The sequence below is a fragment of the Pseudomonas sp. LLC-1 genome, from assembly GCF_002992185.1.
GTDB lineage: Bacteria > Pseudomonadota > Gammaproteobacteria > Pseudomonadales > Pseudomonadaceae > Aquipseudomonas > Aquipseudomonas monteilii.
In genome coordinates this window covers 171,044-195,791 of record NZ_LUVY01000011.1, presented here as the reverse complement: position 1 = coordinate 195,791, position 24,748 = coordinate 171,044, and the positions used below count along the sequence as shown (strand labels likewise).

The 24,748-nt window shown below is 62.1% G+C and carries 19 protein-coding genes; 16 read left to right on the top strand and 3 right to left on the bottom strand.

The window, feature by feature from the left end; genetic code table 11:
• Nucleotides 1–3: 3 nt before the first annotated feature.
• Complete coding sequence (locus tag A0O30_RS10365) at nt 4–834, top strand: hypothetical protein (protein ID WP_105946405.1); 831 nt, start codon at nt 4–6, stop codon at nt 832–834.
• A gap of 53 nt (nt 835–887) precedes the next feature.
• Entirely contained in the window at nt 888–1,427 is a 540-nt protein-coding gene (locus A0O30_RS10360) for a hypothetical protein (RefSeq protein ID WP_105946404.1), read from the top strand.
• Nucleotides 1,428–1,617: 190 nt separating this feature from the next.
• Here A0O30_RS10360 and A0O30_RS10355 read toward each other — a convergent pair whose 3' ends face one another.
• Nucleotides 1,618–2,022 carry a YkgJ family cysteine cluster protein gene (locus A0O30_RS10355; RefSeq protein WP_016712459.1) on the bottom strand — a complete coding sequence of 135 codons (405 nt, stop codon included), beginning with the start codon at nt 2,020–2,022 and terminating at the stop codon, nt 1,618–1,620.
• A gap of 184 nt (nt 2,023–2,206) precedes the next feature.
• Between A0O30_RS10355 and A0O30_RS10350 the strand changes: the two genes are divergently transcribed.
• From A0O30_RS10350 to A0O30_RS10330, 5 genes are all read left to right on the top strand, one after another.
• On the top strand, nt 2,207–4,657 hold the full coding sequence (locus tag A0O30_RS10350) for a glycogen/starch/alpha-glucan phosphorylase (RefSeq protein ID WP_105946403.1): 2,451 nt from the start codon (nt 2,207–2,209) through the stop codon (nt 4,655–4,657).
• A 185-nt stretch (nt 4,658–4,842) separates the two neighbouring features.
• Entirely contained in the window at nt 4,843–5,853 is a 1,011-nt protein-coding gene (locus A0O30_RS10345) for a class 1 fructose-bisphosphatase (protein ID WP_016712457.1), read from the top strand.
• Nucleotides 5,854–5,856: 3 nt separating this feature from the next.
• Nucleotides 5,857–6,453, top strand: a complete 597-nt coding sequence (locus A0O30_RS10340; RefSeq protein WP_019098301.1) for a DUF924 family protein — start codon at nt 5,857–5,859, stop codon at nt 6,451–6,453.
• A 225-nt stretch (nt 6,454–6,678) separates the two neighbouring features.
• Nucleotides 6,679–6,933 carry an outer membrane protein assembly factor BamE gene (gene bamE / locus A0O30_RS10335; protein ID WP_003249234.1) on the top strand — a complete coding sequence of 85 codons (255 nt, stop codon included), beginning with the start codon at nt 6,679–6,681 and terminating at the stop codon, nt 6,931–6,933.
• Nucleotides 6,930–7,502 (top strand): lipocalin family protein, encoded by a 573-nt coding sequence (locus A0O30_RS10330; protein ID WP_019098302.1) that lies wholly within the window; start codon nt 6,930–6,932, stop codon nt 7,500–7,502. Before bamE ends, A0O30_RS10330 begins: the two co-directional genes overlap by 4 nt.
• Nucleotides 7,503–7,616: 114 nt before the next feature.
• Here the strand turns inward: A0O30_RS10330 and A0O30_RS10325 are convergent, their stop codons facing one another.
• The gene (locus tag A0O30_RS10325; RefSeq protein WP_105946402.1) at nt 7,617–8,981 is read right to left on the bottom strand and encodes a formimidoylglutamate deiminase; all 1,365 of its coding nucleotides are present in this window, start codon (nt 8,979–8,981) and stop codon (nt 7,617–7,619) included.
• 142 nt (nt 8,982–9,123) lie between these two features.
• Here A0O30_RS10325 and hutC point away from each other — a divergent pair, with 142 nt between their 5' ends.
• The 7 genes from hutC (at nt 9,124) to hutG (ending at nt 17,467) form a co-directional block, all read left to right on the top strand.
• Complete coding sequence (gene hutC, locus A0O30_RS10320) at nt 9,124–9,834, top strand: histidine utilization repressor (protein WP_156866887.1); 711 nt, start codon at nt 9,124–9,126, stop codon at nt 9,832–9,834.
• Nucleotides 9,831–10,403 (top strand): HutD family protein, encoded by a 573-nt coding sequence (locus A0O30_RS10315; protein WP_105946401.1) that lies wholly within the window; start codon nt 9,831–9,833, stop codon nt 10,401–10,403. Before hutC ends, A0O30_RS10315 begins: the two co-directional genes overlap by 4 nt.
• Before the next feature lie 155 nt (nt 10,404–10,558).
• The gene (gene hutU, locus A0O30_RS10310) at nt 10,559–12,232 is read left to right on the top strand and encodes a urocanate hydratase (RefSeq protein ID WP_104833819.1); all 1,674 of its coding nucleotides are present in this window, start codon (nt 10,559–10,561) and stop codon (nt 12,230–12,232) included.
• A 108-nt stretch (nt 12,233–12,340) separates the two neighbouring features.
• The gene (gene hutH / locus A0O30_RS10305; protein ID WP_104833820.1) at nt 12,341–13,873 is read left to right on the top strand and encodes a histidine ammonia-lyase; all 1,533 of its coding nucleotides are present in this window, start codon (nt 12,341–12,343) and stop codon (nt 13,871–13,873) included.
• Between the two features lie 155 nt (nt 13,874–14,028).
• Entirely contained in the window at nt 14,029–15,432 is a 1,404-nt protein-coding gene (locus A0O30_RS10300; RefSeq protein ID WP_060500633.1) for an amino acid permease, read from the top strand.
• A gap of 15 nt (nt 15,433–15,447) precedes the next feature.
• Complete coding sequence (hutI, locus tag A0O30_RS10295) at nt 15,448–16,653, top strand: imidazolonepropionase (RefSeq protein WP_105946400.1); 1,206 nt, start codon at nt 15,448–15,450, stop codon at nt 16,651–16,653.
• A gap of 10 nt (nt 16,654–16,663) precedes the next feature.
• Nucleotides 16,664–17,467, top strand: a complete 804-nt coding sequence (gene hutG, locus A0O30_RS10290) for an N-formylglutamate deformylase (RefSeq protein ID WP_105946399.1) — start codon at nt 16,664–16,666, stop codon at nt 17,465–17,467.
• 44 nt (nt 17,468–17,511) lie between these two features.
• Here hutG and A0O30_RS10285 read toward each other — a convergent pair whose 3' ends face one another.
• Nucleotides 17,512–23,034 carry a dermonecrotic toxin domain-containing protein gene (locus tag A0O30_RS10285; protein ID WP_256589642.1) on the bottom strand — a complete coding sequence of 1,841 codons (5,523 nt, stop codon included), beginning with the start codon at nt 23,032–23,034 and terminating at the stop codon, nt 17,512–17,514.
• A 170-nt stretch (nt 23,035–23,204) separates the two neighbouring features.
• Between A0O30_RS10285 and pip the strand changes: the two genes are divergently transcribed.
• Together pip and dtd are read left to right on the top strand one after the other, a co-directional pair.
• Nucleotides 23,205–24,176 carry a prolyl aminopeptidase gene (gene pip / locus A0O30_RS10280; RefSeq protein WP_060500625.1) on the top strand — a complete coding sequence of 324 codons (972 nt, stop codon included), beginning with the start codon at nt 23,205–23,207 and terminating at the stop codon, nt 24,174–24,176.
• Nucleotides 24,173–24,610 carry a D-aminoacyl-tRNA deacylase gene (dtd, locus tag A0O30_RS10275; protein WP_019098637.1) on the top strand — a complete coding sequence of 146 codons (438 nt, stop codon included), beginning with the start codon at nt 24,173–24,175 and terminating at the stop codon, nt 24,608–24,610. The genes pip and dtd overlap by 4 nt, the downstream gene beginning before the upstream one ends.
• The last annotated feature ends 138 nt before the right edge of the window (nt 24,611–24,748 follow it).

Genomic DNA, 24,748 nt, shown 5'->3' with positions numbered 1-24,748 from the left:
CAGATGGCTAAAACAGTTGAAATAATCCTGGGCTATGTCGATGCACCCGTCGCGGTGGGGGCGGCTTCGACCTCCATAGTGGATCAGTACGATAGCGACAAGTCTGGTTTCGATTTGGTGAACCAGAGTGCGCAGACAGGTGCTGCGGTCGCAGGCGTCACGTCGATTGTAAAGCTGACAGCGGGTTTTACACCATTTCTGAACATAAAAACGAATACCCTGGCGGCAACTACAGTGCTTCTAAAGATTACAGCGAGGTACAAGACGAAGCAGGAATTTGAAACCGGAGATGTCTTAAGTCTGATTGGGAATGTTGCTGGGATTGTCGGAGGAATTACCTTGCTGGCTGGTGCAAGTTCAGCTGCAGTGGCATTCACAGCTGTGGGTGTAGGGGCTAATGCGTTTGGGGTTTTTAATTCTGATGTGGCGAAGAAATTGTATCATTCTGCAATTATCCCTGTTCTGGAAAAATATTTTGTTGCGGATACAAACGCGGTGTTTCCAGATTACTGGGTTGCACCGGACTTGACACTTGCATCTCTTGATCAAATAATTGCGAGCTACTCAGGTGGTATTGCGGTAAGTCAGTGGAATCCTGATACACATGACGTTTCGCTTGGCAGTAACTCCGTTTACATATTTGGAGTAGGCGCGGGAAGTGGGGGCGGATATATAGAGGGTGACAGTGGAGGGAGTCAGGTCATTCCACTGACTGGCTCCGGTTGGGGTATTGGCGTCGGTCCTCTAGAGTACCCAGGGTGGAATATTGATATTGGTCCCATACAAATTATCGAGCCTGGCGGTAGTAATTGGGGTGTTGACAGGTATCACTGAAGAGCGTAGTTCTGCATTGTTTTGGTAAGATATAAGGAGGGGGTGTGCATTCAATGTCTGGTTTTTTCAAAATATACAGAGCCTCCCCTCCGTTTAAACGTATTCAATTGCTATCAATTGTTTTGGTTGCAATGCTGTCATTTACAGCGCTGTATTACAGTGACTTAAAAGTATACAAAGCTCCGGATTTTTCCAAGTTGACGTTTGTTGAAGGGCGTGTATCGGGTTACCCGGACACTTGGGAGCATAATCGTTCGATTATACATTTCGCAGTTGCATACACGCTGGATGGAGTACGGTATGGTAAAGGGATCTACACGTATCCGGCGTTGTACAAGGAGTCAGGGCTGCGAATAAACAAGAAGGTATCCTTGACGGTGGAGCGCCTGGACGACGGCAGCCAAGTGCGTGAACTGGCCACCTTGGATGGCCGTGTCCTTTTCGATGATCGATTCCATCAGCAAGTCATCGCTTGGAACAATCAATCAATAAAGTTCAAGGTGGTGTTGGCAGGCCTGATGTCATTTGGGCTCGCTGTCGCGGCTTTGGTCGTAGCTATACGTCATCGGGGCAAGCTTTTTCAGGCTGGTTGAGCTCAGGATTGCTTCAACTAGAAATACGACGCCCCCAGTCGAAAGGCCGGGGGCGTTTTTTTATGCCTTCAGGAGTTGTGTTGCCCCTTTCGCGGGCTTGCCCGCTCCCACAGGTTTTGCACAGGTCTGAATGATGTGGAGATCCTGTGGGAGCGGGCAAGCCCGCGAAGAGGCCCTTGAAGGCTACAGATCAGCGCCCAACGACCTTGGGTTTATAGGCGCAGTAACCAGGCCGCGGCCCAACCTTGGGGTGGTTGCGGCAGGTATCCGGGCGCTTGTCATAAATGGTGCACAGCCGGCTCTTACGATCCAGATACATGCAGTCATCGTTGCTCATCCGGGTCAGGGTGAAGATGCCTGACTTCTGGTTGAAGCGTTCGATGATGCCTTCTTTTTGCAGGCGCTTGGCCACGTTTTTCGGCGGCTCGTCTTTTTCGAACTCGTCTACCACGCCGATACGGATCAGATCCTTGATCTTCACCTCCACCGGCAGGGTGCAACAGGTCGAGTGGCAGCCACCGCACATGTGGCTGGCATAGCGCTGCCAAGTCTCCAGGCGGTCGACTTCGGCGGCGGCGATCAGGGTCGTTTTCATCTTTATAGGGTGGATCACGGTCTTGGGGCGCGCGATGATACCGGAATTGTTCAATTTATGAACAACCTTTTGCCGGAATCGCAGAGTGGGCATGAAAACTGCGAACCGTAACTGTCACTCCCGGTCGAAGGGTCTAGTCTCAACAATCTCCCTCCGCTTTCGTCAACTTGCCCGAGGATGTCGCATGTCCCAGGAACCCAAAGCACGTGACGCCGAAGTCGCGGATTTTCGCGCCGCCGTACTGAACAAGCTGACCTATGCGGTCGGCAAGGACCCGGAGCACGCCTTCGACCATGACTGGTTCGAAGCCATTGCCCTGGCTGCGCGCGATCACATGGTCGACCACTGGATGGACCATACCCGCCAGGCCTATCGACGCAGCCAGAAGCGGGTCTACTACCTCTCCCTGGAGTTCCTTATCGGGCGCCTGCTGTACGACAGCCTGAGCAACCTGGGGCTGCTGGACATCGCCCGCGATGCACTGGAAGGGTTGGACGTGGACCTGGAGCGCATCCGCCTGCTCGAACCCGACGCCGCGCTGGGTAACGGGGGCCTTGGCCGGCTGGCGGCGTGCTTCATGGAAAGTATGTCCACCTTGGGCATTGCCGCCCATGGTTACGGCATCCGCTACGAGCATGGGCTGTTCCGTCAGGCCGTGGTCGATGGCTGGCAGCAGGAGCAGACCGAAAACTGGCTGGATTTCGGCAACCCCTGGGAGTTCGAGCGTGCCGAGGTGATCTACCCGATCAGTTTCGGCGGTAGCGTCGAAACGGTGCACGATGGCAACGGTGCCCAGCGCCAGGTCTGGTCGCCGGGTGAGACAGTGCGGGCGGTAGCCTATGACACGCCCGTGGTCGGCTGGCGCGGGTCCAGCGTCAACACCTTGCGCTTGTGGCGTGCGCGGGCGCTGGAAGAGCTGCACCTTGAACGCTTCAATGCGGGCGACCACCTGGGGGCCGTGGCCGAAGTGGCGCGGGCCGAGAGCATTTCTCGCGTGCTGTACCCTGCGGATAGCACCGAGGCGGGGCAGGAACTGCGCCTGCGTCAGGAGTACTTCTTCGTGTCGGCTTCGTTGCAGGATTTGCTCCGCCGTCACCTGAACATGCACAAAGACCTGCTCAACCTGCCCGATGCGGCAGCCATCCAGCTCAACGACACCCACCCATCGATTGCCGTGGCGGAGTTGATGCGGCTGTTGGTGGATCAGCATGAAGTACCGTGGGAAAAGGCCTGGGAACTGACCGTCGGCACGCTCGCCTACACCAACCACACGCTGCTGCCCGAAGCCCTGGAAACCTGGCCGGTCGCGCTGATGGAGCGCATGTTGCCCCGGCACATGCAGATCATCTACCTCATCAATGCCTACCATATCGACTCGCTGCGCGCCAAAGGCCTGCACGATTTCGACGTGCTGCGCGCCGTGTCGCTGATCGAGGAAGACAACGGCCGCCGCGTGCGCATGGGCAACCTGGCATTCCTTGGCTCGCACAGCGTCAACGGCGTGTCGGCGCTGCACAGCAAATTGATGAAGAGCACCGTGTTCTCCGAGCTGCACAAGCTTTACCCGCAGCGTATCAACAACAAGACCAACGGCATTACCTTCCGCCGCTGGTTGTACCAGTCCAATCCTCAGTTGACCGACATGCTGGTCGAGGCGCTCGGGCCGGAACTCAAGGACGACCCTGAAGGGCGCCTGGCCGGCCTGGTGCCGTTTGCCGACAAGCCCGGTTTTCGCAAGCAGTTCGCCGCCCAGCGCCTGCACAGCAAGCGCGCCCTGGCCAGCATCATTCAGGATCGCATCGGCGTCACGGTAAACCCCGAGGCGCTGTTCGACGTGCAGGTCAAGCGCATCCACGAGTACAAGCGCCAGTTGCTCAACCTGCTGCACACCGTGGCGTTGTACCAGGCCATACGCAACGACCCCGGTACCAACTGGGTACCGCGGGTGAAGATTTTCGCCGGCAAGGCGGCAGCCAGTTATCACCAGGCCAAGTTGATCATCAAGCTGGCCAACGACATCGCCCGGGTGGTGAACAACGACCCGACTGTCCGTGGCCTGCTGAAGGTGGTGTTCCTGCCCAACTACAACGTCAGCCTGGCCGAGAGCATCATCCCGGCGGCAGACCTTTCCGAGCAGATTTCCACGGCCGGCTATGAAGCCTCCGGTACCAGCAACATGAAGTTCGGGCTGAACGGCGCGTTGACCATCGGCACGCTGGATGGCGCCAACGTGGAGATGTGCGAACAGGTGGGCGCCGACAACATGTTCATCTTTGGCCTGACCGCCCAGCAGGTCGAGGCACGCAAGAAGGCGGGTGATTTTGGTGCCAGTGCGGCGATTGCCGCGTCCAACCGCCTGAATGACGTGCTGCAGGCGATTCGCAGCGGTGTGTTCTCGCCAGACGACCCTTCGCGCTACGCCGGCTTGATCGACGGGCTGGTGGCGTATGACCGCTTCCTGGTGTGCGCCGACTTCGATGCCTACTGGGATGCCCAGCGGCGGGTCGAGGAACTGTGGCACACGCCGCAGGAGTGGTGGCGCATGGCGGTGCTGAACACGGCGCGGATGGGGTGGTTCTCGTCGGACCGGACCATTCGGGAGTATGCCACCGAGATCTGGAAGGCTTTGGATTGATGTGGGGCCATTCGCGGGCGGTCCCGCGAATGGCCTCACAACCAGACCACCGGCCTGGCGAAGGCTGAACTAGCGACCTATTGTGCCGTCAGAGAGCCGTGGCGAGTCTCATCACTCGCTAGCCTGCAACTCTCCCTGTAAACTGCGGGGGTTTTTCATCCCCCCCAATCCGTTCGGAGCCATACATGTCCCGCGTTACCCTGAGTCGCTATCTGATTGAGCAGACCCGCAGCAACAATACCCCTGCCGATCTGCGCTTCCTGATCGAAGTGGTGGCGCGTGCGTGCAAGGAAATCAGCCATCACGTGTCCAAAGGCGCCCTGGGTGGTGTGCTGGGCAGCATGGGCACTGAAAACGTGCAGGGCGAAGTCCAGAAGAAACTGGACGTGATTTCCAACGATATCCTGCTGGAAGCCAACGAGTGGGGCGGCCACCTGGCCGGCATGGCGTCCGAAGAAATGGACAACGCCTACCAGATTCCGGGCAAATACCCGAAAGGCGCCTACCTGCTGGTCTTCGACCCGCTGGACGGTTCGTCGAACATCGACGTCAACGTGTCGGTCGGCACCATCTTTTCGGTACTGCGTTGCCCTAACGAATACCTGAGCCAGAACGAAACCCTGAACGAAAACGCCTTCCTGCAGCCAGGCACCCAGCAGGTCGCCGCCGGTTACGCCATCTACGGCCCGCAGACCATGCTGATCCTCACCCTGGGCAATGGCGTGAAGGGCTTCACCCTGGACCGCGAGCTGGGCAGCTTCGTTCTGACTCACGAAAACATCCGTGTGCCGGAAAGCACCGCCGAATTCGCCATCAACATGTCCAACCAGCGCCACTGGGAAGCCCCGGTACAACGCTACGTGGGCGAGCTGCTGGCAGGCGAGACCGGCCCGCTGAAGAAGAACTACAACATGCGCTGGATCGCCTCGATGGTGGCCGACGTGCACCGCATCCTGACCCGTGGCGGTCTGTTCATGTACCCACGTGACGCCCGTGAGCCAAGCAAGCCGGGCAAGCTGCGCCTGATGTACGAAGCCAACCCGATGTCCTTCATCATCGAGCAGGCCGGCGGCGCCTCTACCAACGGTTACGATCGCATCCTCGACATCAAGCCAGAAAGCCTGCACCAGCGCGTGTCGGTGATCCTCGGCTCGAAGGAAGAGGTCGAGCGCGTTACCGCCTACCACAAGGAGTAAGTCATGCTCGCACCTTGGCAGCCGTTGCTGGAATGGTGGTTCGGTTGGGGCACCAGTCCCCAGGCCGTGGCTGACGAGAAGAGCACGCTGTGGTTCGGCAAGCATCACGATGCCGATGCCCATGCGCTGTTTGGCGACCTGACCGAGCAGGCCTTGGCCGGCGGGCTCGACGAGTGGCAGCAAAGCCCGCAGGGCTGGCTGGGCCTGCTGATTCTGCTGGACCAGTTGCCGCGCATGATCTACCGCGACACGCCGCGGGCCTTCGAGGGCGACCGGCGTGCCCAGGTGGTGGCCATGCAGGGCCTGCAGAAGGGCTGGGACTACCAGTTGCTGCCCATCCAGCGGGTGTTCGTGCTGCTGGTGCTGGAGCATGCCGAGGTGCTGGACTGGCAGAACCTGTGTGTCGAGCGTTATCAGGTATTGCTCGACGAGCAGCCAGAGGCCCATCGCCGGCTGTTCGAAGGCTTCCTCGACTATGCCGAGCAGCATCAGCGCGTGATTGCCCGGTTCGGGCGCTTCCCGCACCGCAATCTGGTGCTGGAGCGGCCGAGCACCAGTGAAGAGATGGACTTTTTGCTGGAGCCCGGGTCCAGGTTCTGAGGCATTGGGCCTGCTGCGCAGGCCGTCGCGACGCAAGGCCGCTCCTACAAGGGGCGGCCTTTTTTATTGGGAGATGACTATTACTTTGTGATTAATCGCACGGTAGTGGCCACCCGACCAATGGTGTAGGGGTAAATGGGGTGGGGCAGGGAACCCGGGAGGGTTTTTTCCGTCGAAGGTCACTGCAGGCCACTCGCCTGTATCCCCTCTCCAGGAGTGTCCTTCATGTCGTTGCGTTCCCTCGCCCTGTTGTCGCTGTGCGTCGTCCTGACTGCCTGCAGCAAGATCAACCAGGAAAACTATTCCAAGATCAAGGCCGGTATGAACAAGGCCGAGGTCGAGCAGTTGCTCGGCACGCCGACCGAGTGCTCTGGCGCGCTGGGCATGAGCAGCTGCACCTGGGGGGACGAGAAGAGCTTCATCAGCGTGCAGTACGCAGCTGACAAGGTGCTGATGTATTCAGGGCAGGGTCTCAAATGAGGCGTGCGTACCTGCTGATGGGGGTATGCCTGGCGTTGCTGCTGGGCGGTTGTGCAGGCTCCGTGCACGACCCGCTGGCGCCGAAAACCGCCGGCAATGTCGACCTCAAGCGCTATCAGGGCAAATGGTTCGAGCTGGCACGCCTGCCTATGCGCTACCAGACCGGCTGCGAGCAGTCCGAGGCGCACTACAACCTCAAGCCGGATGGCAGCTTTGGCGTGCTCAACCGCTGCCGCACCATGGGTGATGAATGGCTGCGTGCCGAGGGGCACGCCAGCATTCAGGAACCGGGGCATACCGACAAGCTGTGGGTCGAGTTCGATAACTGGTTCACCAAGCTGGTACCGGGCGTGGCTCGGGGCGAGTACTGGATTTTGTATGTGGATGACCGTTACCGCACGGCGGTGGTCGGCAGCCCGGATCGCAAGCACCTGTGGATTCTGTCGCGTACGCCGACATTGCCGGCGTGGGAGCGCGAGAACCTGCTGTCCAAGGCACGACAGCAGGGGTATGACACCAGCCGACTGATCTGGCGGGCGTCCGATCAGCAAATAGTAAAAATGCACTGATTTTCTGGGGTTGCTTTGCAACCCTTCGCGGGCACGCCCGCTCCCACAGGGTTTAGCGCAGAACCTGTGGGAGCGGGCGTGCCCGCGAAGGGCTGCAAAGCAGCCCCAATATGCTCAGCCCAAGAGTTGCCGCAACACCCCAGCAAACGCCCGCCCGCTTTCCTCTTCCTGTGCATGCCGCCCCTGGCGCACTACCCACTGCCCATTCACCATCACATCCCGCACCTGGCGATCCCCGCCCGCAAACAGCCAGCGGTTGAGAATGGCATCGCCATCGGCCAAGGCGATGTAAGGGTCCTGCCCGTCGAGCACCAGCCAGTCGGCACGCTTGCCCACGGCCAGCTCTCCAATTCCTTGCCCCAGCGCCTGCGCACCACCTGCCAGTGCCGCGTCATACAGCGTGCGCCCGACTATCGGCTGATCGCCGCGGTACAGGCGGTTACGCCGCTGGTCACGCAGGCGCTGGCCATATTCCAGCCAGCGCAGTTCTTCCACCACGCTCAGCGACACATGGCTGTCGGAACCAATGCCCATGCGCCCGCCCTGCGCCAGGTAGTCCACCGCCGGGAAAATACCGTCACCCAGGTTGGCCTCGGTGGTCAGGCACAGCCCGGCCACGGCACCGCTGCGGGCCATGGCGGTGACTTCATCCGGCTCGGCATGGGTGGCATGCACCAGGCACCAACGGTGATCGACATCCACATGTTCGTACAGCCATTGCAGCGGGCGCAGGCCGCTCCAGGCCAGGCAGTCGTCCACTTCCTTCTGCTGCTCGGCGATATGGATATGCACCGGGCAATGCTTGTCGCTGGCCGCCATCACGTCGGCGATCTGCCCAGGCGTTACCGCACGCAGCGAGTGGAAGCACAGGCCCAACTGCTGTGCAGGCTGCGCGGCCAGGATCGGGGACAGTTGCGCCTGCAGTTGCAGGTACCCTTCGGTGGAATTGATGAAGCGCCGCTGCCCGTCGTTCGGTGCCTGGCCACCAAACCCGGCGTGGCTGTACAGCACCGGCAGCAAGGTCAGGCCAATGCCGCTGTCGGCCGCAGCCGCGCTGATGCGGCGGGAAAGCTCGGCCGGGTCGGCGTAGGCCTTGCCGGCATTGTCATGGTGCACGTAATGAAACTCGGCTACCGAGGTGTAGCCGGCCTTGAGCATCTCGATGTACAGCTGGCGGGCGATGACCTGCAGCTGGTCCGGGGTGATCTGCCCGACCAGGCGGTACATCAGGTCGCGCCATGTCCAGAAACTGTCGTTGGGGTTGCCGGCGACTTCCGCCAGGCCTGCCATGGCGCGCTGGAAGGCATGCGAGTGCAGGTTGGGCATGCCGGGCAGCAACGGGCCGGCCAGGCGTTCAGCCCCTTCGGCCGAAGCGCCCGGCTCGATGCTGGCTACATGGCCATCGCTGGCGACCTCGATACGGACATGGCTGGCCCAGCCCGTTGGCAGCAGGGCGCGTTCGGCGAAGTAGGCGGACATCGGTGAAATCCTGTTATTGTTAACTTGTATATACATATACAGGCGTTTGCCTGCCGGGTAAACTGCGGCAAGCTACCGCTCATTCCATTGCAAAGGACTCAACGCCGTGCCGACACCTCCTGTCTCCGCGCTGGTTGCCCAGATGGGCGAGGGCCCGGCGCCGCTGTATGCCCGGGTCAAACAAATGATCGTCCAGCAGATCGACAACGGCAGCTGGCCGCCACACCACCGGGTTCCCTCCGAGAGCGAACTGGTCAGCGAGCTGGGTTTCAGCCGCATGACCATCAACCGCGCCCTGCGCGAGCTTACGGCTGAAGGCCTGCTGGTGCGCATGCAAGGCGTGGGTACCTTCGTGGCTGAGCCCAAGGGCCGATCGGCGTTGTTCGAGGTCAACAACATTGCCGACGAAATTGCCGCGCGCGGCCATCAGCATAGCTGCCAGGTGATCACCCTGGCTGAGGAAGCCGCCGGCTCCGAACGGGCCCTGGCGCTGGACATGCGTGAAGGCCAGCGGGTGTTCCACTCGTTGATCGTGCATTTCGAGAATGGCGTGCCGGTGCAGATCGAGGACCGCTACGTCAACGCGGCAATCGCACCCGACTACCTCAAGCAGGATTTCACCCGGCAGACGCCTTACGCCTACCTGTCCCAGGTGGCGCCGCTGACCGAGGGCGAGCACGTGGTCGAGGCCATCCTGGCCGAGCCGGACGAATGCACCCTGTTGCAGATCGAGCGGGGCGAGCCTTGCCTGCTGATTCGCCGCCGCACCTGGTCCGGCCGCCAGCCGGTGACCGCTGCACGGTTGATACACCCCGGTTCCCGTCATCGCCTGGAAGGACGTTTCAGTAAATGAGCCAACTGCAGTTGTTGCGTGCGCAGGATTACCCGCGCATGCCGTGGAAGAACGGTGGTGGTTTCACCGAAGAAATTACCCGCGACAGCGGTGAAGGGCTGGACGGTTTTGGCTGGCGCCTGTCGATTGCCGATATCGAGGAGTCGGGCGGCTTTTCCACGTTCGCCGGCTACCAGCGGATCATCACTGTGCTGCAGGGCGATGGCATGCGACTGCTGGTCGATGGCCAGGCCAGCCGACCGTTGTTGCCGTTGGATGCCTTTGCCTTCAGCGGCGAAAGCCAGGTCAGCTGCAAGCTCTTGGGCGGGCCGATTCGCGATTTCAACCTGATCTATGCACCGCTGCGGTATCGGGCGCGGTTGCAGTGGTTCGATGGCACCAGCCGGTTGTACAGCTCGGCGTCGACGGTGTTGTTGTTTGCGGCCAGTAGCCAGGTTGAGGTGACCATGGCAGGGCGTGAGGTGCAGCGGTTGGGGTTGCATGACTGCCTGCGGCTGGAGGGCAATGACGAATTGCTTGGGCTGGAGGTTCAGGGGCGGTTCTGCCTGATCGAACTCATTTCACACTGAGATAGCCGGGGCCGCAAAGCGGCCCCGTTTTTTTCAACCATTCAGCGGATCAGTCCGAAATTTTTAGTTGTCCATGCTTGTACATACAAGTAAAGGTGTGTTTGTATATTGACCACGACATACCCGCCCGCGGACGACCGCAGAGGACCTTTCCCGTGACCGACAACAACAAATACCGTGACGTTGAAATCCGTGCCCCACGTGGCAACAAGCTGACCGCCAAAAGCTGGCTGACCGAAGCGCCACTGCGCATGCTGATGAACAACCTCGACCCGCAGGTCGCGGAAAACCCGAAAGAACTGGTGGTGTACGGCGGTATTGGCCGCGCCGCCCGTAACTGGGAATGCTACGACAAGATCGTCGAAACCCTCACCCGCCTGGAAGACGACGAAACCCTGCTGGTGCAGTCGGGCAAGCCGGTCGGCGTGTTCAAGACCCACAGCAACGCCCCACGCGTGCTGATCGCCAACTCCAACCTGGTGCCGCACTGGGCCAACTGGGAACACTTCAACGAACTGGACGCCAAAGGCCTGGCCATGTACGGCCAGATGACCGCCGGCAGCTGGATCTACATCGGCAGCCAGGGCATCGTCCAGGGCACCTATGAAACCTTCGTCGAAGCCGGTCGCCAGCACTACGGCGGCAGCCTGAAAGGCAAGTGGGTACTCACCGCAGGCCTGGGCGGCATGGGCGGCGCACAGCCACTGGCCGCTACCCTGGCCGGCGCCTGCTCGCTGAACATCGAATGCCAGCAGAGCCGCATCGACTTCCGCCTGGAAACCCGCTACGTCGACGAGCAGGCCACCGACCTCGACGACGCCCTGGCGCGCATCGCCAAGTACACCGCCGAAGGCAAGGCCATCTCCATCGCCCTGCACGGCAACGCTGCCGAAATCCTGCCAGAGCTGGTCAAGCGTGGCGTGCGCCCGGACATGGTCACCGACCAGACCAGCGCCCACGACCCACTGAACGGCTACCTGCCAGCCGGCTGGACCTGGGAACAGTACCGCGACCGTGCGCAGACCGAGCCGGCTGCCGTGGTCAAGGCCGCCAAGCAGTCGATGGCCGTGCACGTACAAGCCATGCTGGACTTCCAGAAACAAGGCATCCCGACCTTCGACTACGGCAACAACATCCGTCAGATGGCCAAGGAAGAAGGCGTGGCCAACGCCTTCGACTTCCCGGGCTTCGTGCCAGCCTACATCCGCCCGCTGTTCTGCCGTGGTATCGGCCCGTTCCGCTGGGCGGCGCTGTCTGGCGATGCCGAGGACATCTACAAGACCGACGCCAAGGTCAAAGAACTGATCCCCGACGACGCCCACCTGCACCGCTGGCTGGACATGGCCCGCGAGCGCATCAGCTTCCAGGGCCTGCCGGCACGTATCTGCTGGGTTGGCCTGGGCCTGCGCGCCAAGCTGGGCCTGGCGTTCAACGAAATGGTCCGCAGCGGCGAGCTGTCGGCACCGGTGGTGATCGGCCGTGATCACCTGGACTCGGGTTCGGTCTCCAGCCCTAACCGCGAAACCGAAGCCATGCGTGATGGCTCGGACGCTGTTTCCGACTGGCCGCTGCTCAACGCCCTGCTGAACACCGCAGGCGGCGCCACCTGGGTGTCGCTGCACCACGGCGGTGGCGTGGGCATGGGCTTCTCGCAGCACTCGGGCATGGTCATCGTCTGCGACGGTACCGATGAAGCCGCCGAGCGTATCGCCCGCGTGCTGACCAACGACCCGGGGACTGGTGTGATGCGCCACGCCGATGCCGGTTACGACATCGCCATCGACTGCGCCAAGGAGCAGGGCCTGGACCTACCGATGATCACTGGCTGATCGCCACGCTTTGGATCACACCCCACAAGGGGTGATACTGAACAACAAGAAGGAGCGCGCAGGCACCGAAAAACGGGCCTGCGGCTCCACGCGATTTGGAGTAGCAACGTGACCGAACTCACCCTCAAGCCTGGCACCCTGACCCTGGCCCAGCTGCGCGCGATCCACGCCGCGCCCGTGCGCCTGCAACTGGATGCCAGCGCCGCGCCGGCCATTGACGCCAGCGTTGCCTGCGTCGAGCAGATCATTGCCGAAGACCGTACCGCCTACGGCATCAACACCGGTTTCGGCCTGCTGGCCTCGACCCGCATCGCCAGCCACGATCTGGAAAACCTGCAGCGCTCGCTGGTGCTGTCCCACGCAGCCGGTGTTGGCGCGCCGCTGGATGACGACCTGGTGCGTCTGATCATGGTGCTGAAAATCAACAGCCTCAGCCGTGGCTTCTCCGGCATTCGCCGCAAGGTCATCGACGCGCTGATCGCCCTGGTCAACGCCGAAGTCTACCCACACATCCCGCTGAAAGGCTCGGTGGGCGCATCCGGTGACCTGGCGCCGCTGGCGCACATGTCGCTGGTGCTGCTGGGCGAAGGCAAGGCCCGCTACAAAGGCCAGTGGCTGTCGGCCACCGAAGCCCTGGCAGTTGCCGGCCTCGAACCGCTGACCCTGGCTGCCAAAGAGGGCCTGGCCCTGCTCAACGGTACCCAGGCTTCCACCGCCTACGCCCTGCGCGGCCTGTTCCAGGGTGAAGACCTGTACGCTGCCGCCATCGCCTGCGGTGGCCTGAGCGTCGAAGCGGCATTGGGCTCGCGTTCGCCGTTCGATGCGCGTATCCACGAAGTGCGTGGCCAGCGCGGCCAGATCGACACCGCCGCTTGCTTCCGCGACCTGCTGGGCGATTCCAGCGAAGTGTCGCTGTCGCACAAGAACTGCGACAAGGTCCAGGACCCGTACTCCCTGCGCTGCCAGCCGCAGGTCATGGGCGCCTGCCTCACCCAGCTGCGCCAGGCTGCCGAAGTGCTGGGCATCGAAGCCAACGCCGTGTCCGACAACCCGCTGGTGTTCGCCGCCGAAGGTGATGTGATTTCCGGTGGTAACTTCCACGCCGAGCCGGTGGCCATGGCTGCCGACAACATTGCCCTGGCCATCGCCGAAATCGGCTCGCTCAGCGAGCGCCGCATCTCGCTGATGATGGACAAGCACATGTCCCAGCTGCCGCCATTCCTGGTGGAAAACGGCGGGGTCAACTCCGGTTTCATGATCGCCCAGGTGACCGCTGCCGCCCTGGCCAGCGAAAACAAGGCCCTGTCGCACCCGCACAGCGTCGACAGCCTGCCGACTTCGGCCAACCAGGAAGACCACGTGTCGATGGCCCCGGCAGCTGGCAAGCGCCTGTGGGAAATGGCTGAAAACACCCGTGGCGTGCTAGCCATCGAATGGCTGGGCGCCTGCCAGGGCCTGGACCTGCGCAAAGGCCTGAAGACTTCCACGAAGCTGGAGCAGGCGCGCAAGGCGCTGCGCAGCGAAGTGCCGCACTACGACCGTGACCGTTTCTTCGCGCCAGACATCGAAAAGGCCGTGGAACTGTTGGCCAAGGGTAGCCTGACCGGTTTGCTGCCGGCGGGTGTGCTGCCAAGCCTGTAATGCCTCTAGGGCCGCTGTGCGGCCCATCGCCGGCAAGCCGGCTCCCACAGTTGGAGATGCGACACACCATCTCTGTGGGAGCTGGCTTGCCGGCGATTGGGCTGCAAGGCAGCCCCCTCGATCTCACGACCACAAAAACAATTTAAGGACGTGACATGCAACAAGCTCAAGGTCTCAAGCGCGGGCTAAGTGCCCGCCACATCCGTTTCATGGCCCTCGGTTCTGCCATCGGCACCGGGCTGTTCTACGGCTCCGCCTCGGCCATCCAGATGGCCGGCCCGGCCGTGCTGCTGGCCTACCTGATCGGCGGCGCTGCCGTATTCATGGTCATGCGCGCCCTCGGCGAAATGGCCGTGCACAACCCGGTGGCCGGCTCCTTCGGCCACTACGCCAGCACCTACCTCGGCCCCATGGCCGGCTTCATCCTCGGCTGGACCTACGCCTTCGAAATGGTCATCGTCGCCATCGCCGACGTCACCGCCTTCGGTATCTACATGGGCTTCTGGTTCCCGGAAGTGGCCCGCTGGATCTGGGTGCTGGGCATCGTCTTCCTGATCGGCGGCCTCAACCTGTGCAACGTCAAGGTATTCGGCGAGATGGAGTTCTGGCTGTCGCTGCTCAAGGTCGGCGCCATCGTGGCGATGATCCTGGCCGGCCTCGGCATCATGGCTTTCGGCTTCAGCCAGGTGGGTACCGGGCATGCCGTCGGCGTCAGCAACCTGTTCGACCACGGCGGCTTCATGCCTAACGGCGTGGGTGGCCTGATCGCGTCGTTTGCCGTGGTGATGTTCGCCTTCGGCGGCATCGAGATCATCGGCGTCACCGCTGGTGAGGCCAAAGACCCGCAGCGCGTCATTCCCAAGGCGATCAACGCCGTGCCGCTGCGCATCCTGCTGTTCTACGTACTCACCCTGTTCGTGCTGATGTGCCTGTACCCATGGCCGCAGATCGGCAGCCAAGGCAGCCCGTTCGTGCAGATCTTCAGCAACCTGGGCATTGGCTCTGCCGCCGCCGTGCTGAACATCGTGGTGATTTCTGCCGCCATCTCGGCCATCAACAGCGACATCTTCGGCGCCGGCCGCATGATGTATGGCCTGGCCCACCAAGGCCATGCGCCACGCAGCTTCGGCAAACTGTCGAAACATGGCGTGCCGTGGATGACCGTGGTGGTGATGGGCGCTGCACTGCTGATCGGTGTGCTGCTCAACTACCTGATCCCGGAAAACGTGTTCCTGCTCATCGCGTCCATTGCCACCTTCGCCACTGTGTGGGTGTGGCTGATGATCCTGCTTACCCAGGTGGCCATGCGCCGCAGCATGAGCCGTGAGGAAGTGGCCCAACTCAAGTTCCCGGTACCGTTCTGGCCTTACGGCCCGGCCATGGCCATTGCGTTCATGGTGTTCATCTTTGGTGTGCTCGGCTACTTCCCGGACACCCAGGCGGCACTGATCGTCGGCGTGGTCTGGGTGGTGTTCCTGGTGGCGTCCTACCTGCTGTGGTGCAAGCCGCGTGCAGGGCAGGGCAAGCCGGCCGCAGAACCCGTCGAGCTGCACCGTTAGTAAAGGAGATTGTGCATGAGAACCCTCTGGCAGCATTGCCATGTGGCTACCATGGCCGAGGGCCGTTATTCGGCCATCGAGGACGCGGCCATCGTCACCTGTGCCGGGCTGATCGAGTGGATCGGCCCACGCGCCGAGCTGGCGCCGGTCGACGCTGACCGCACGGTGGACCTGGGCGGCGCCTGGGTCACCCCGGGGCTGATCGACTGCCACACCCACGCGGTGTTCGGTGGCAACCGAAGCGGTGAGTTCGAGCAGCGCCTGCAGGGCGTGAGCTATGCCGAAATCGCTGCCCAGGGCGGCGGTATCGCCAGCACCGTGCGGGCTACCCGTGCGGCCAGCGAAGACGAGCTGTTCGCCAGTGCTCGCCAGCGGGTTCAGGCGCTGATGCGCGATGGCGTGACCACGATCGAGGTCAAGTCCGGCTACGGCCTGGACCTGGCCAACGAACGCAAGATGCTGCGCGTGGCCCGGCGGCTGGCCGACGAACTGCCGCTGGCGGTGCGCGCCACCTGCCTGGCCGCGCACGCCTTGCCACCGGAGTACGCCGGCCGGCCCGACGACTACATCGCGCACATCTGCGACGAGATGCTGCCTGCCCTGGCGGCCGAAGGCCTGGTGGATGCAGTAGATGCCTTCTGCGAACACCTGGCGTTCTCCCCGGCCCAGGTCGAGCGGCTGTTCATCAAAGCGCGTGAGCTGGGCTTGCCGGTCAAGCTGCACGCCGAACAACTGTCGTCGCTGCACGGCTCCAGCCTTGCAGCGCGTTACCAGGCACTGTCGGCTGACCACCTGGAGTTCATGACCGAGGAAGACGCCATCGCCATGGCCGCCGCCGGCACAGTCGCTGTGCTGCTACCGGGCGCCTTCTACTTCCTGCGTGAAACCCAGTTGCCGCCCATGGATGCCTTGCGCCGCCACGGGGTGAAAATTGCCCTGGCCAGCGACCTCAACCCCGGCACGTCACCAGGGCTGTCGCTGCGGCTGATGCTGAACATGGGCTGCACCTGTTTCCGCATGACCCCGGAAGAAGCGTTGGCTGGCGTAACGGTACATGCCGCCACGGCACTGGGCCTGGGCGACAGCCACGGCTCGCTGGAAGTGGGCAAGGTGGCCGACTTCGTCGCCTGGCAAATCGAACGTCCTGCCGACCTGGCCTACTGGCTGGGCGGCGACCTGCCCAAGCGCGTGGTGCGCAAGGGCAACGAAATCTCCAATTGAGCGAGGCACGATGGACAAGGTACTGAGTTTTCACCAAGGCCACCTGCCGCTGCTGATCAGCATGCCGCACGCCGGCCTGGGCCTGAGCAACGCGGTGCGCGACGGCCTGGTCGATGAGGCGCGCAGCTTGCCGGACACCGACTGGCACATCCCCCGGTTGTACGACTTTGCCCGCGACATGGGGGCCAGCGTGGTCGCGGCGGAGTATTCGCGTTTCGTCATCGACCTCAACCGCCCGGATGACGACAAGCCGTTGTATGCCGGCGCTACCACCGGCCTGTATCCGGCCACGTTGTTCGAGGGCGAGCCGCTGTTCAAGGATGGGCTGGCGCCCTCAGGCGAAGAACGCAAAGGCTACCTGGAGCAAATCTGGCGTCCCTACCATGGCACGATCCGCAGCGAGCTGGACCGGTTGCGCGAGCAGTTTGGGTACGCCCTGCTGTGGGATGCCCATTCCATTCGTTCGCTGATCCCGCACTTGTTCGACGGCAAGCTGCCGGACTTCAACCTGGGCACTTTCAACGGCGCCAGTTGTGATCCGGCATTGGCTGAGCGGCTGCAAGGCGTGTGCGCCAAGGCGCAAGGTTATAGCCATGTGCTTAATGGCCGCTTCAAAGGCGGGCACATCACCCGGCATTACGGTGACCCGGCCAACCATATCCATGCTGTGCAACTGGAGCTGGCACAAAGCACGTACATGGACGAAACCGAGCCGTTTGCCTACCGGGAAGACTTGGCCAGACCGACGCAAGACGTACTGAAGCAGCTTCTGCAGGCGCTGCTGGCTTGGGGCGCGGAGCGTTACAAGCGTTGAACGGAAGGGGCGACGCCATCGGCGTCGCCCCGCTTCATGGGGGTTCAGTCGTTGGCTACCTGCGCAATGGTCAGTTCGCGCAGCAGCTCCGCTTCCTCCTGTTCCTTGTCGTGTTGCAAACCCTTCTGCAACTCCAGTTCTTGCGCAAGCGGGTAGTCGGCACTGGCCAGTTCGAGTACGCGCAGACCGAAGCGAGCCTCTATTTCGTCGAAGCGGTCCGCATACTCGGCACGCAGGCGTGCAGTCCAGTCGCTGTTCGCCAGCATGTAGTCGACCAGTACGTCGCTACGTTCAATTTTCCGAACCTTTTCCAGCACACTGGAAAGCTCATTGCGCGCCAGGTTTGCAGCGCCACGAAAACGCATGCTGTCGGCGATCGGGAGGTCCAGTTCCTTGGCCAGTTCGCGGCGGTAGGCCAGGCGTACCGACACCAGGTCACCCGAGCCTGAGCGCTTGTTGGCCAGTAACTCCAGCTGATCGATCCGGAACAGCTGCAACAGACGCTGACGCAGCGTTTGCAACGTATCTCCCGCATCAACCAGCAATCGCTGACCCATCAGGTACAGCTCGATATTGTTGAACTCCTGCAAGGCACCATCGTGGCAGGTTTGCGAGCCGGTTTCCGGGTCTGGCAATGCGGCTGCGGCGATGCTTTCCATCACCGGGCGCTCGGTATCGTTACTTGCCGCCACTACCAGCATCATGCGTACCCGCTCGCAGAAGCTGGCCCGGGTATTCGGGTCGACGTACGGCGCGGCGTTGTGCAATCGGCCCACCAGCCGTAAAAGATCACTGCCTTCCAGTGTTTGCCAGCAGTCTTGTAACGCTTCGTTCTGCAATGGGTTGCCTAGCATCCAGTTCTCCAGCATTGGCCTGTCGTCGCCTAGCAAAGGGAAGTGCGGGTGGTCGAGTGAACCTTCGCTCGAAGAGTCAGCAAGCATCAGGTTGTTCGGGATATCCAAGGCAAAGGAATAGCTGTGCTGGCTGTCCGAGAAGGTGCGCACGCGCAGGATCGTTTCAAGCGGTAAAGGGTTGTCGAACAAGGCGATCGATGAGATCGGCATGGGGTTGTTCAGGTTCGTGAGGATGTGTTCGGGCAACTGGGTGATGCTGTTGGAGCTCAAATCCAGAAGCTCCAGCGGCAGCAAGCCGTCGCACCAGCTTGGCCACGCTTGCAGGTTCATGTTGGTCAGTGCCAGTGATTGCAGATTGCTGGCCAACTGTGCCGGTACCTGGTTGATGGCGCCCACGCGGTTGCCCGAAAGGTCCAGTGATGTCAGGTGGTCCAGCCCCGCAAAAATATCCAGCATGGCCTGGTCGACTTCCAGGCCCATGTTGTGAAATTCCAGGTGCGAGAGTTGCCTAAGGCGCAGCAAGGCAGAGGCCAGGGAAGGGGTCGCTGCCTGGTGGGCATCGATGGTCAGCCGGGTGATGTTGGGGAAGCGGCTGAGCAGGTCATCAAGCTGTGAGGCGGTACCACGCAAACGTGTCAGGCTCATGGCTTGCACGCGCTCGGCAAAGAAGGATGGAAGCCGCCTGGGGAAATGTTCGATGGCTACATCTTCGAGTTGCAGGCGCAGGTACAGCTGGCCCTGCTCCTGGTGCTCCCAGAATTGGCTAATGGCGGTTTCGATGCTGTGTCGGTCGGCCAGTGCGGCCTGGGTCAGTGGGTTGCCAGAGCTGGAGGCCTGGGCCCAGCCATCGATCGCGTCGCGCATTTGCTGCCGTTCACTGCGAATGCGCGCAAGCCTTGTGGTGAGTTCTACCGGCACATCAACGGCAATGTTGGCCCGCTCGGCCTGCTCGCTCAGCAGCAAGCGCTGCAAGTGGGTTTCGTTGATGCTGTTACCCTGCAGCGAGATCACCGGCGTGTTGAGCAAGACGTCTGCGTCATTGAGCAGGAACGTGGGTAGCGACCTGAGGTTGTTGTTGCGCAGTGACAGGTGGGCGATACGGCCCAAAGCATCACTGCCAATGCCGATAGGCCATTGAGCCAGCTGCATGTGGTCCAGCCCCAGATAGTCCAGTGTCAGTTCATGGAAGCTTGGTCTGTTGTGCTGTGCCAGCCGGTTACCGCTCAAGTCCAGATGCCTCAAGCGGCGAAGGCCGGCCAACAGATTCAGGTCGTTTTCAGACAGTGCGATGTTCTGGTTGGTCAGCACCAGCTGCTGTAGCTCGGGCAAGTTCGTGGTGATGGTAGGGATGCTGAAAAGGAAGGACGAAGGGCTTGCCCCCGGGTCGTAAGAGCGGCTGATTTCCAGCGATTCCAGTTGCGGCATCTGCCTGAGCAGGCGTTGCAGCAAACGCTCGTTCTGGGTCCAGCCCGCAAGGCCTTCCGAGAGCAGGTCGAGCAGGCTCAGGCGGCGAACACGCGTGTTGAAAAAGTCTGGCAGATTCAGCGGAATGTCGGCCAGCGGGACACGCGTTATCTGTAGTTCGGCCGGGTGCTCAGATGCTTCCAGGGCCGTGTCATACCAGTGCTGCAAGATCGCATCACCGACGCTGTCATGATCGCGTGCCGCCTGTTCTGTCGTTGGCGTGATGGCTTCGCTCCAGTCGGCCAGCCTGCTTTGCAGCTCATTGCGCTGTTCCAGCAACAGCTGCAGGTGTTCCAGCATCTGCGCGTGTGTACGCCCGTGACTGGCAAGTGCCTGCAATACCTGATCCGCCGACCGCCCCGTTCGGGCTGGCAGGCCTGAGGCTTCTACAGCGTCGATCAACTGTTGGCGGGTGACGCCTTGCGCAGTGGGGGCCCCGCCACTGAGCGGGTAACCCAGGCGGCCATCGGCGAGGCGCATGGGTGAACGGTAGCCAGGGCGTACGGGCTGCATACCCAGTACCGTCCTCAAGGTTGGGCGGGGCAGCAGGGGGCTTTCCCGAGCCAGGCGCTGCAACGCTTGCTGATCGGTGGCACCCAGCTGCGCCATGGCCTCTGGCAGCGCCGCATGCAAAGCGGCAAAAAAGCTTGGGTAGGCAGTGACCACCGTATTTGGCTGGCGCTCATCGTGGATGATGTACCCAGCCCTGGCATGGGTGATGGTGGTAGACGGGTGCGTGTCCAGCGGGCCAATGGCATGCTCTTCGGCCGGCCAGTGCATGCGTTGGAGCACCTGCAGTTTTGTTTCGGCAGGCCAGCCTGGCAGGCGCTTGAGCGTATGCATGATCAGGCGGTCGCTATCCCAGCTTGGCACACAGGACAGGTACAACCCTTCATACGCGCGGGCCAGGCGGATGTGTTGCTGGTAAATGCGGATTTCCTCGCCAAGGCGCAAGGGCACCTTGCCGCTGGCGAGCATGTGCAGTTCGTGGGTGCTGGCGCCGCGTGCCAGCTCATCGATGACGGCGGCCGGCAGTTTGGGGTATGCCCGCTGGATGGCTTCGGCACCCGGCGCCAAGCTGCCCGGAAGGCGGGCGTAGGCGCTGGAAAACTCGGCTTGCCACGTACCCGCATCCGGCAGTTGGCTGACCGTTTCGTCCAGCTTGAAGCGTTGCATCGTGTCTTCCAGCAAGGCCGGTAGCCGTTGGCTTTGTGCCAAGGCCCGGCGTAGCACGTCTTCGTGCGTGTCGCTGACGGCGACAATGCGCTGCAGTGTCGGGTCGTCGAAATGCGCGTTCAAGTGACCGATCCGGCGCAGCAGTGTCATTCCCGACCAGCTCAGCGGTTTGTCCGTTATCTGCAACCAGGCCCCGGCACCGTTATGCCTTACGGGTGGCCGGTAGCGGCGAGGGTTGTTGGGGTGTTGCAGGTGGTACTCGCCAGTGCCCGGCACTTGCTCGACGGCATATCGGTTGCCGTCCAGCACCAGCCAGCGTCCGCCTTGGTGGTGACGCAGGCCGTGCGCGTCCGGCTCCAGGTCGTCGGGTAGCACTTGAGCGCTCTGGTACGGCGTAAGGTCGGGCTTCCACAGGCGGCGTTGGCCATCCGGTGTCTCGATGTCGTCCAGCTCCTCGATGAAGGAGGGGGTTTCCACCGGAATCCGCTCTGCCTCGGGCTCTTCGACTTCGGGATCCTCCACCCTTGGCCCTGCCTCGGCACCGCCCGATTCGCCGCTTTTGGCACCTTTCAGCACCTTGGCCGCTGCGCTAAGGGCGGCCATTACCGCGACGTTTTCAACCACATCGATCATGTACCCATAAGCGGTGTCGCGCTCATCGTTTTCCCAGGCTTCGATACCCTCATAGACTTCAAAGGCCAGTTGGGTCATGCATACGGCCAGCATCGCCGCACCCAGCCCAGGGACGAAGAAACCCGCGATGTTCAAGGCTGTCAGCACGCGGCCGGCAATCAGTTCCCGGTGCGCCTGGGCAGTACGCCGGTCGACGATTTCGGTCGGTATGGCGTGGTACAGCACATCCTTCTCGTGGCGTTGGGCTTTCTGGAACGCCATCACGCCCTGGAAGGCATGGGTAAAGGGCTGTGGGACCGGGCGCAAGGTGGCATGTGGGTCCGGGACCGGCTCATGCAGGCCGCGCGTACTCCAGCCGAGCGGTGTGAGCCGGTCCTTTAGGCGGGCAAGGATTGGCGCTTTGTCGCGGTCGGCGAGGTGCTTGTCCAGGTAGTGGATGTTGGCGTGGAGGCGATCGCGCAGTGCATCCTGCAAGGCTTCCCAGGTGTCGAACTCCTGGAGCGGCGTCGTGCTGTCCTCGGGAATATACAAAACCATGGCTTGGCGCCCTGCAGCTTGCAGGCCAATGAGCGCAACGCCAGTCAGTTCGGCTTCCCACAGGTTGAGCAGGCTGAACGACACGGGTGAGCGGGCCTGCGGGGCTTGATCAAGCGGCGTGGCAAGGGCAGCGGTGTAAAGCGCCTCGCTGATGTCACCTTTCAAGCGGGCGAAATGCAGGGACTGCCGGTAAGCCGAGACTTCGGCCCGCCCCAGGGTTTCATAAACGGCCAGGGCAACTTCATCGGCGCTGAGCTGTGCCGTGGCCGCAGGGTAATAGATGGCATGCACCAGCGCATGGTATTGACCGCCGATGTCCAGGGTACGGCACAGGCCGGCAAAGTCTTCCGCGCCTAGCCCTACAGCATTGGTGATCGGGACGGTGCCCATGAAGCGCCGGTGGTCGAGAATGACGGATTTCTTCAGCAGGGCCTCGGGCGCATCCATGCCATGCTCTGCACAGGCGGCCAGGTCGAAGTTGTGCAAGGCACTGTGCAGCAGCGAGCGGGTGGCCTGGTTGATCGCCTGGCGAGCGTCGCTTGCGTGGGCTGTGTCGATCAGGCGGGCATCGACCAGGTATGTGTTGCGAACATCAAGGTCCAGCCCGAATCGCTGCTTGATGGCGTCGGTCAGGGCTTGGGCAGCGTAGGTTTCCAGGTCGGGGAGTTGCTCGAACAGTTTCTGCACCTGTGCCTGGTGTTCACGGTGGCGGGCATGCTCCGCCTGCCATGCACTGGCAATTTCCGGGTGTTGCGCGATGGCTGTTGCCAGCCAGGCGGGTGCCTGCTGCCAGTTGCGCATCTCACGATGGGTTTCAGCAGGGGCTTGCCTGAGCCACGCAGGGACCCTGCGCTCGATGGTGGTGTAGTGGATGCTGGGCGGTGCAGTGACTGATGTTGGCATGTGGGGAGGCCTTGCAGGACAGGAAGCAAGGGACTATCGCCGCGCCGCTTGGCTGGCTGGGGGTAGATATGTGTGCCCGCAAGGTTGGCCGTATCAGCGAGGACGGTGCTGAAAGTGCAATTCAGGTTTATGATGGCCCACGGCCGAATAATCCTCACACGGAGTGCGCAATGCAGACCCTCTACCCGCAGATCAAACCCTACGCCCGGCACGATCTGGCCGTGGAAGCGCCGCATGTGCTGTATGTCGACGAAAGCGGCTCGCCAGAAGGTCTGCCGGTGGTGTTCATCCACGGTGGCCCGGGCGCCGGTTGCGACGCCCAGAGCCGTTGCTACTTCGACCCCACGCTGTACCGCATCATCACCTTCGACCAGCGCGGCTGTGGCCGTTCCACGCCACACGCGAGCCTGGAGAACAACACCACATGGCACCTGGTCGAGGACCTGGAGCGCATTCGTGAGCACCTGGGTATCGACAAGTGGGTGCTGTTCGGCGGTTCGTGGGGCTCCACCCTGGCCCTGGCCTATGCCCAGACCCACCCCGAGCGCGTGCATGGTTTGATCCTGCGCGGCATCTTCCTGTGCCGGCCGCAGGAGATCGAGTGGTTCTACCAGGAAGGCGCCAGCCGAATGTTCCCGGACTACTGGCAGGACTACATCGCGCCAATTCCGCCGGAAGAGCGCGGCGATCTGGTCAAGGCCTTCCACAAGCGCCTGACCGGCAATGACCAGATTGCCCAGATGCACGCCGCCAAGGCCTGGTCCACCTGGGAAGGCCGCACTGCCACCCTGCGCCCCAACCCGCTGGTGGTCGATCGCTTCTCCGAGCCGCAACGTGCGCTGTCGATCGCCCGCATCGAGTGCCACTACTTCATGAACAATGCGTTCCTTGAGCCGGACCAGCTGATCCGCGACCTGCCGAAAATCGCCCACCTGCCGGCGGTTATCGTGCACGGCCGCTACGACGTGATCTGCCCGCTGGACAACGCCTGGGCACTGCACCAGGCCTGGCCGAACAGCGAACTGAAAGTCATCCGCGACGCCGGCCACGCGGCTTCCGAGCCGGGTATTACCGATGCCCTGGTGCGTGCCGCCGACCAGATGGCCCGGCGCCTGCTCGACCTGCCGCTGGAAGAAGCATGAGGGGCCTGCTCCAACGCGTGCGCGGTGCGCGGGTTGAGGTAGCGGGGGAGGTGGTCGGCGCCATCGACCAGGGTTTGCTGGTGCTGGTGGCCGTCGAGCCTGAAGATTCCCGTGAACAGGCCGATAAGCTGTTGCACAAGCTGTTGAACTACCGTGTGTTCAGCGACGAGCAGGGCAAGATGAACCTGTCGCTCAAGGATGTCGGTGGCGGTTTGTTGCTGGTGTCGCAGTTCACCTTGGCGGCGGACACCCGCAACGGCATGCGCCCGAGCTTCTCGACGGCAGCGCCACCGGCCCTCGGCGCCGAGTTGTTCGACTATCTTTTGCAGCAGGCAAACGCGCAGCACACCGACGTGGCCAGTGGCCGCTTCGGTGCGGACATGCAGGTGCACCTGGTCAATGATGGCCCCGTAACATTTATGTTACAAATGTGAGCTCAAAAAACCCTTTGTTTATAGGAAAACAAGGGGTTTTGTACGATAAATAGTTGTTCCAGCCTGATGCGTTGTCACGCGACCTGCTGGATAATCGCGCGCTGCATGGACCTGCGTTCGCAGGTTCGTTTCACTCTG

Bases quoted from the DNA above. Each gene is read 5' to 3' on its own strand.
- A0O30_RS10360 (WP_105946404.1), top strand. From the start codon at position 888: ATGTCTGGTTTTTTCAAAATATACAGAGCCTCCCCTCCGTTTAAACGT.
- A0O30_RS10330 (WP_019098302.1), top strand. From the start codon at position 6,930: ATGAGGCGTGCGTACCTGCTGATGGGGGTATGCCTGGCGTTGCTGCTG.
- A0O30_RS10340 (WP_019098301.1), top strand. From the start codon at position 5,857: ATGCTCGCACCTTGGCAGCCGTTGCTGGAATGGTGGTTCGGTTGGGGC.
- A0O30_RS10365 (WP_105946405.1), top strand. From the start codon at position 4: ATGGCTAAAACAGTTGAAATAATCCTGGGCTATGTCGATGCACCCGTC.
- A0O30_RS10325 (WP_105946402.1), bottom strand. From the start codon at position 8,981: ATGTCCGCCTACTTCGCCGAACGCGCCCTGCTGCCAACGGGCTGGGCC.
- A0O30_RS10315 (WP_105946401.1), top strand. From the start codon at position 9,831: ATGAGCCAACTGCAGTTGTTGCGTGCGCAGGATTACCCGCGCATGCCG.
- pip (WP_060500625.1), top strand. From the start codon at position 23,205: ATGCAGACCCTCTACCCGCAGATCAAACCCTACGCCCGGCACGATCTG.
- A0O30_RS10285 (WP_256589642.1), bottom strand. From the start codon at position 23,034: ATGCCAACATCAGTCACTGCACCGCCCAGCATCCACTACACCACCATC.
- hutC (WP_156866887.1), top strand. From the start codon at position 9,124: ATGGGCGAGGGCCCGGCGCCGCTGTATGCCCGGGTCAAACAAATGATC.
- A0O30_RS10350 (WP_105946403.1), top strand. From the start codon at position 2,207: ATGTCCCAGGAACCCAAAGCACGTGACGCCGAAGTCGCGGATTTTCGC.
- A0O30_RS10300 (WP_060500633.1), top strand. From the start codon at position 14,029: ATGCAACAAGCTCAAGGTCTCAAGCGCGGGCTAAGTGCCCGCCACATC.
- A0O30_RS10355 (WP_016712459.1), bottom strand. From the start codon at position 2,022: ATGAAAACGACCCTGATCGCCGCCGCCGAAGTCGACCGCCTGGAGACT.
- hutG (WP_105946399.1), top strand. From the start codon at position 16,664: ATGGACAAGGTACTGAGTTTTCACCAAGGCCACCTGCCGCTGCTGATC.
- bamE (WP_003249234.1), top strand. From the start codon at position 6,679: ATGTCGTTGCGTTCCCTCGCCCTGTTGTCGCTGTGCGTCGTCCTGACT.
- dtd (WP_019098637.1), top strand. From the start codon at position 24,173: ATGAGGGGCCTGCTCCAACGCGTGCGCGGTGCGCGGGTTGAGGTAGCG.
- hutI (WP_105946400.1), top strand. From the start codon at position 15,448: ATGAGAACCCTCTGGCAGCATTGCCATGTGGCTACCATGGCCGAGGGC.
- A0O30_RS10345 (WP_016712457.1), top strand. From the start codon at position 4,843: ATGTCCCGCGTTACCCTGAGTCGCTATCTGATTGAGCAGACCCGCAGC.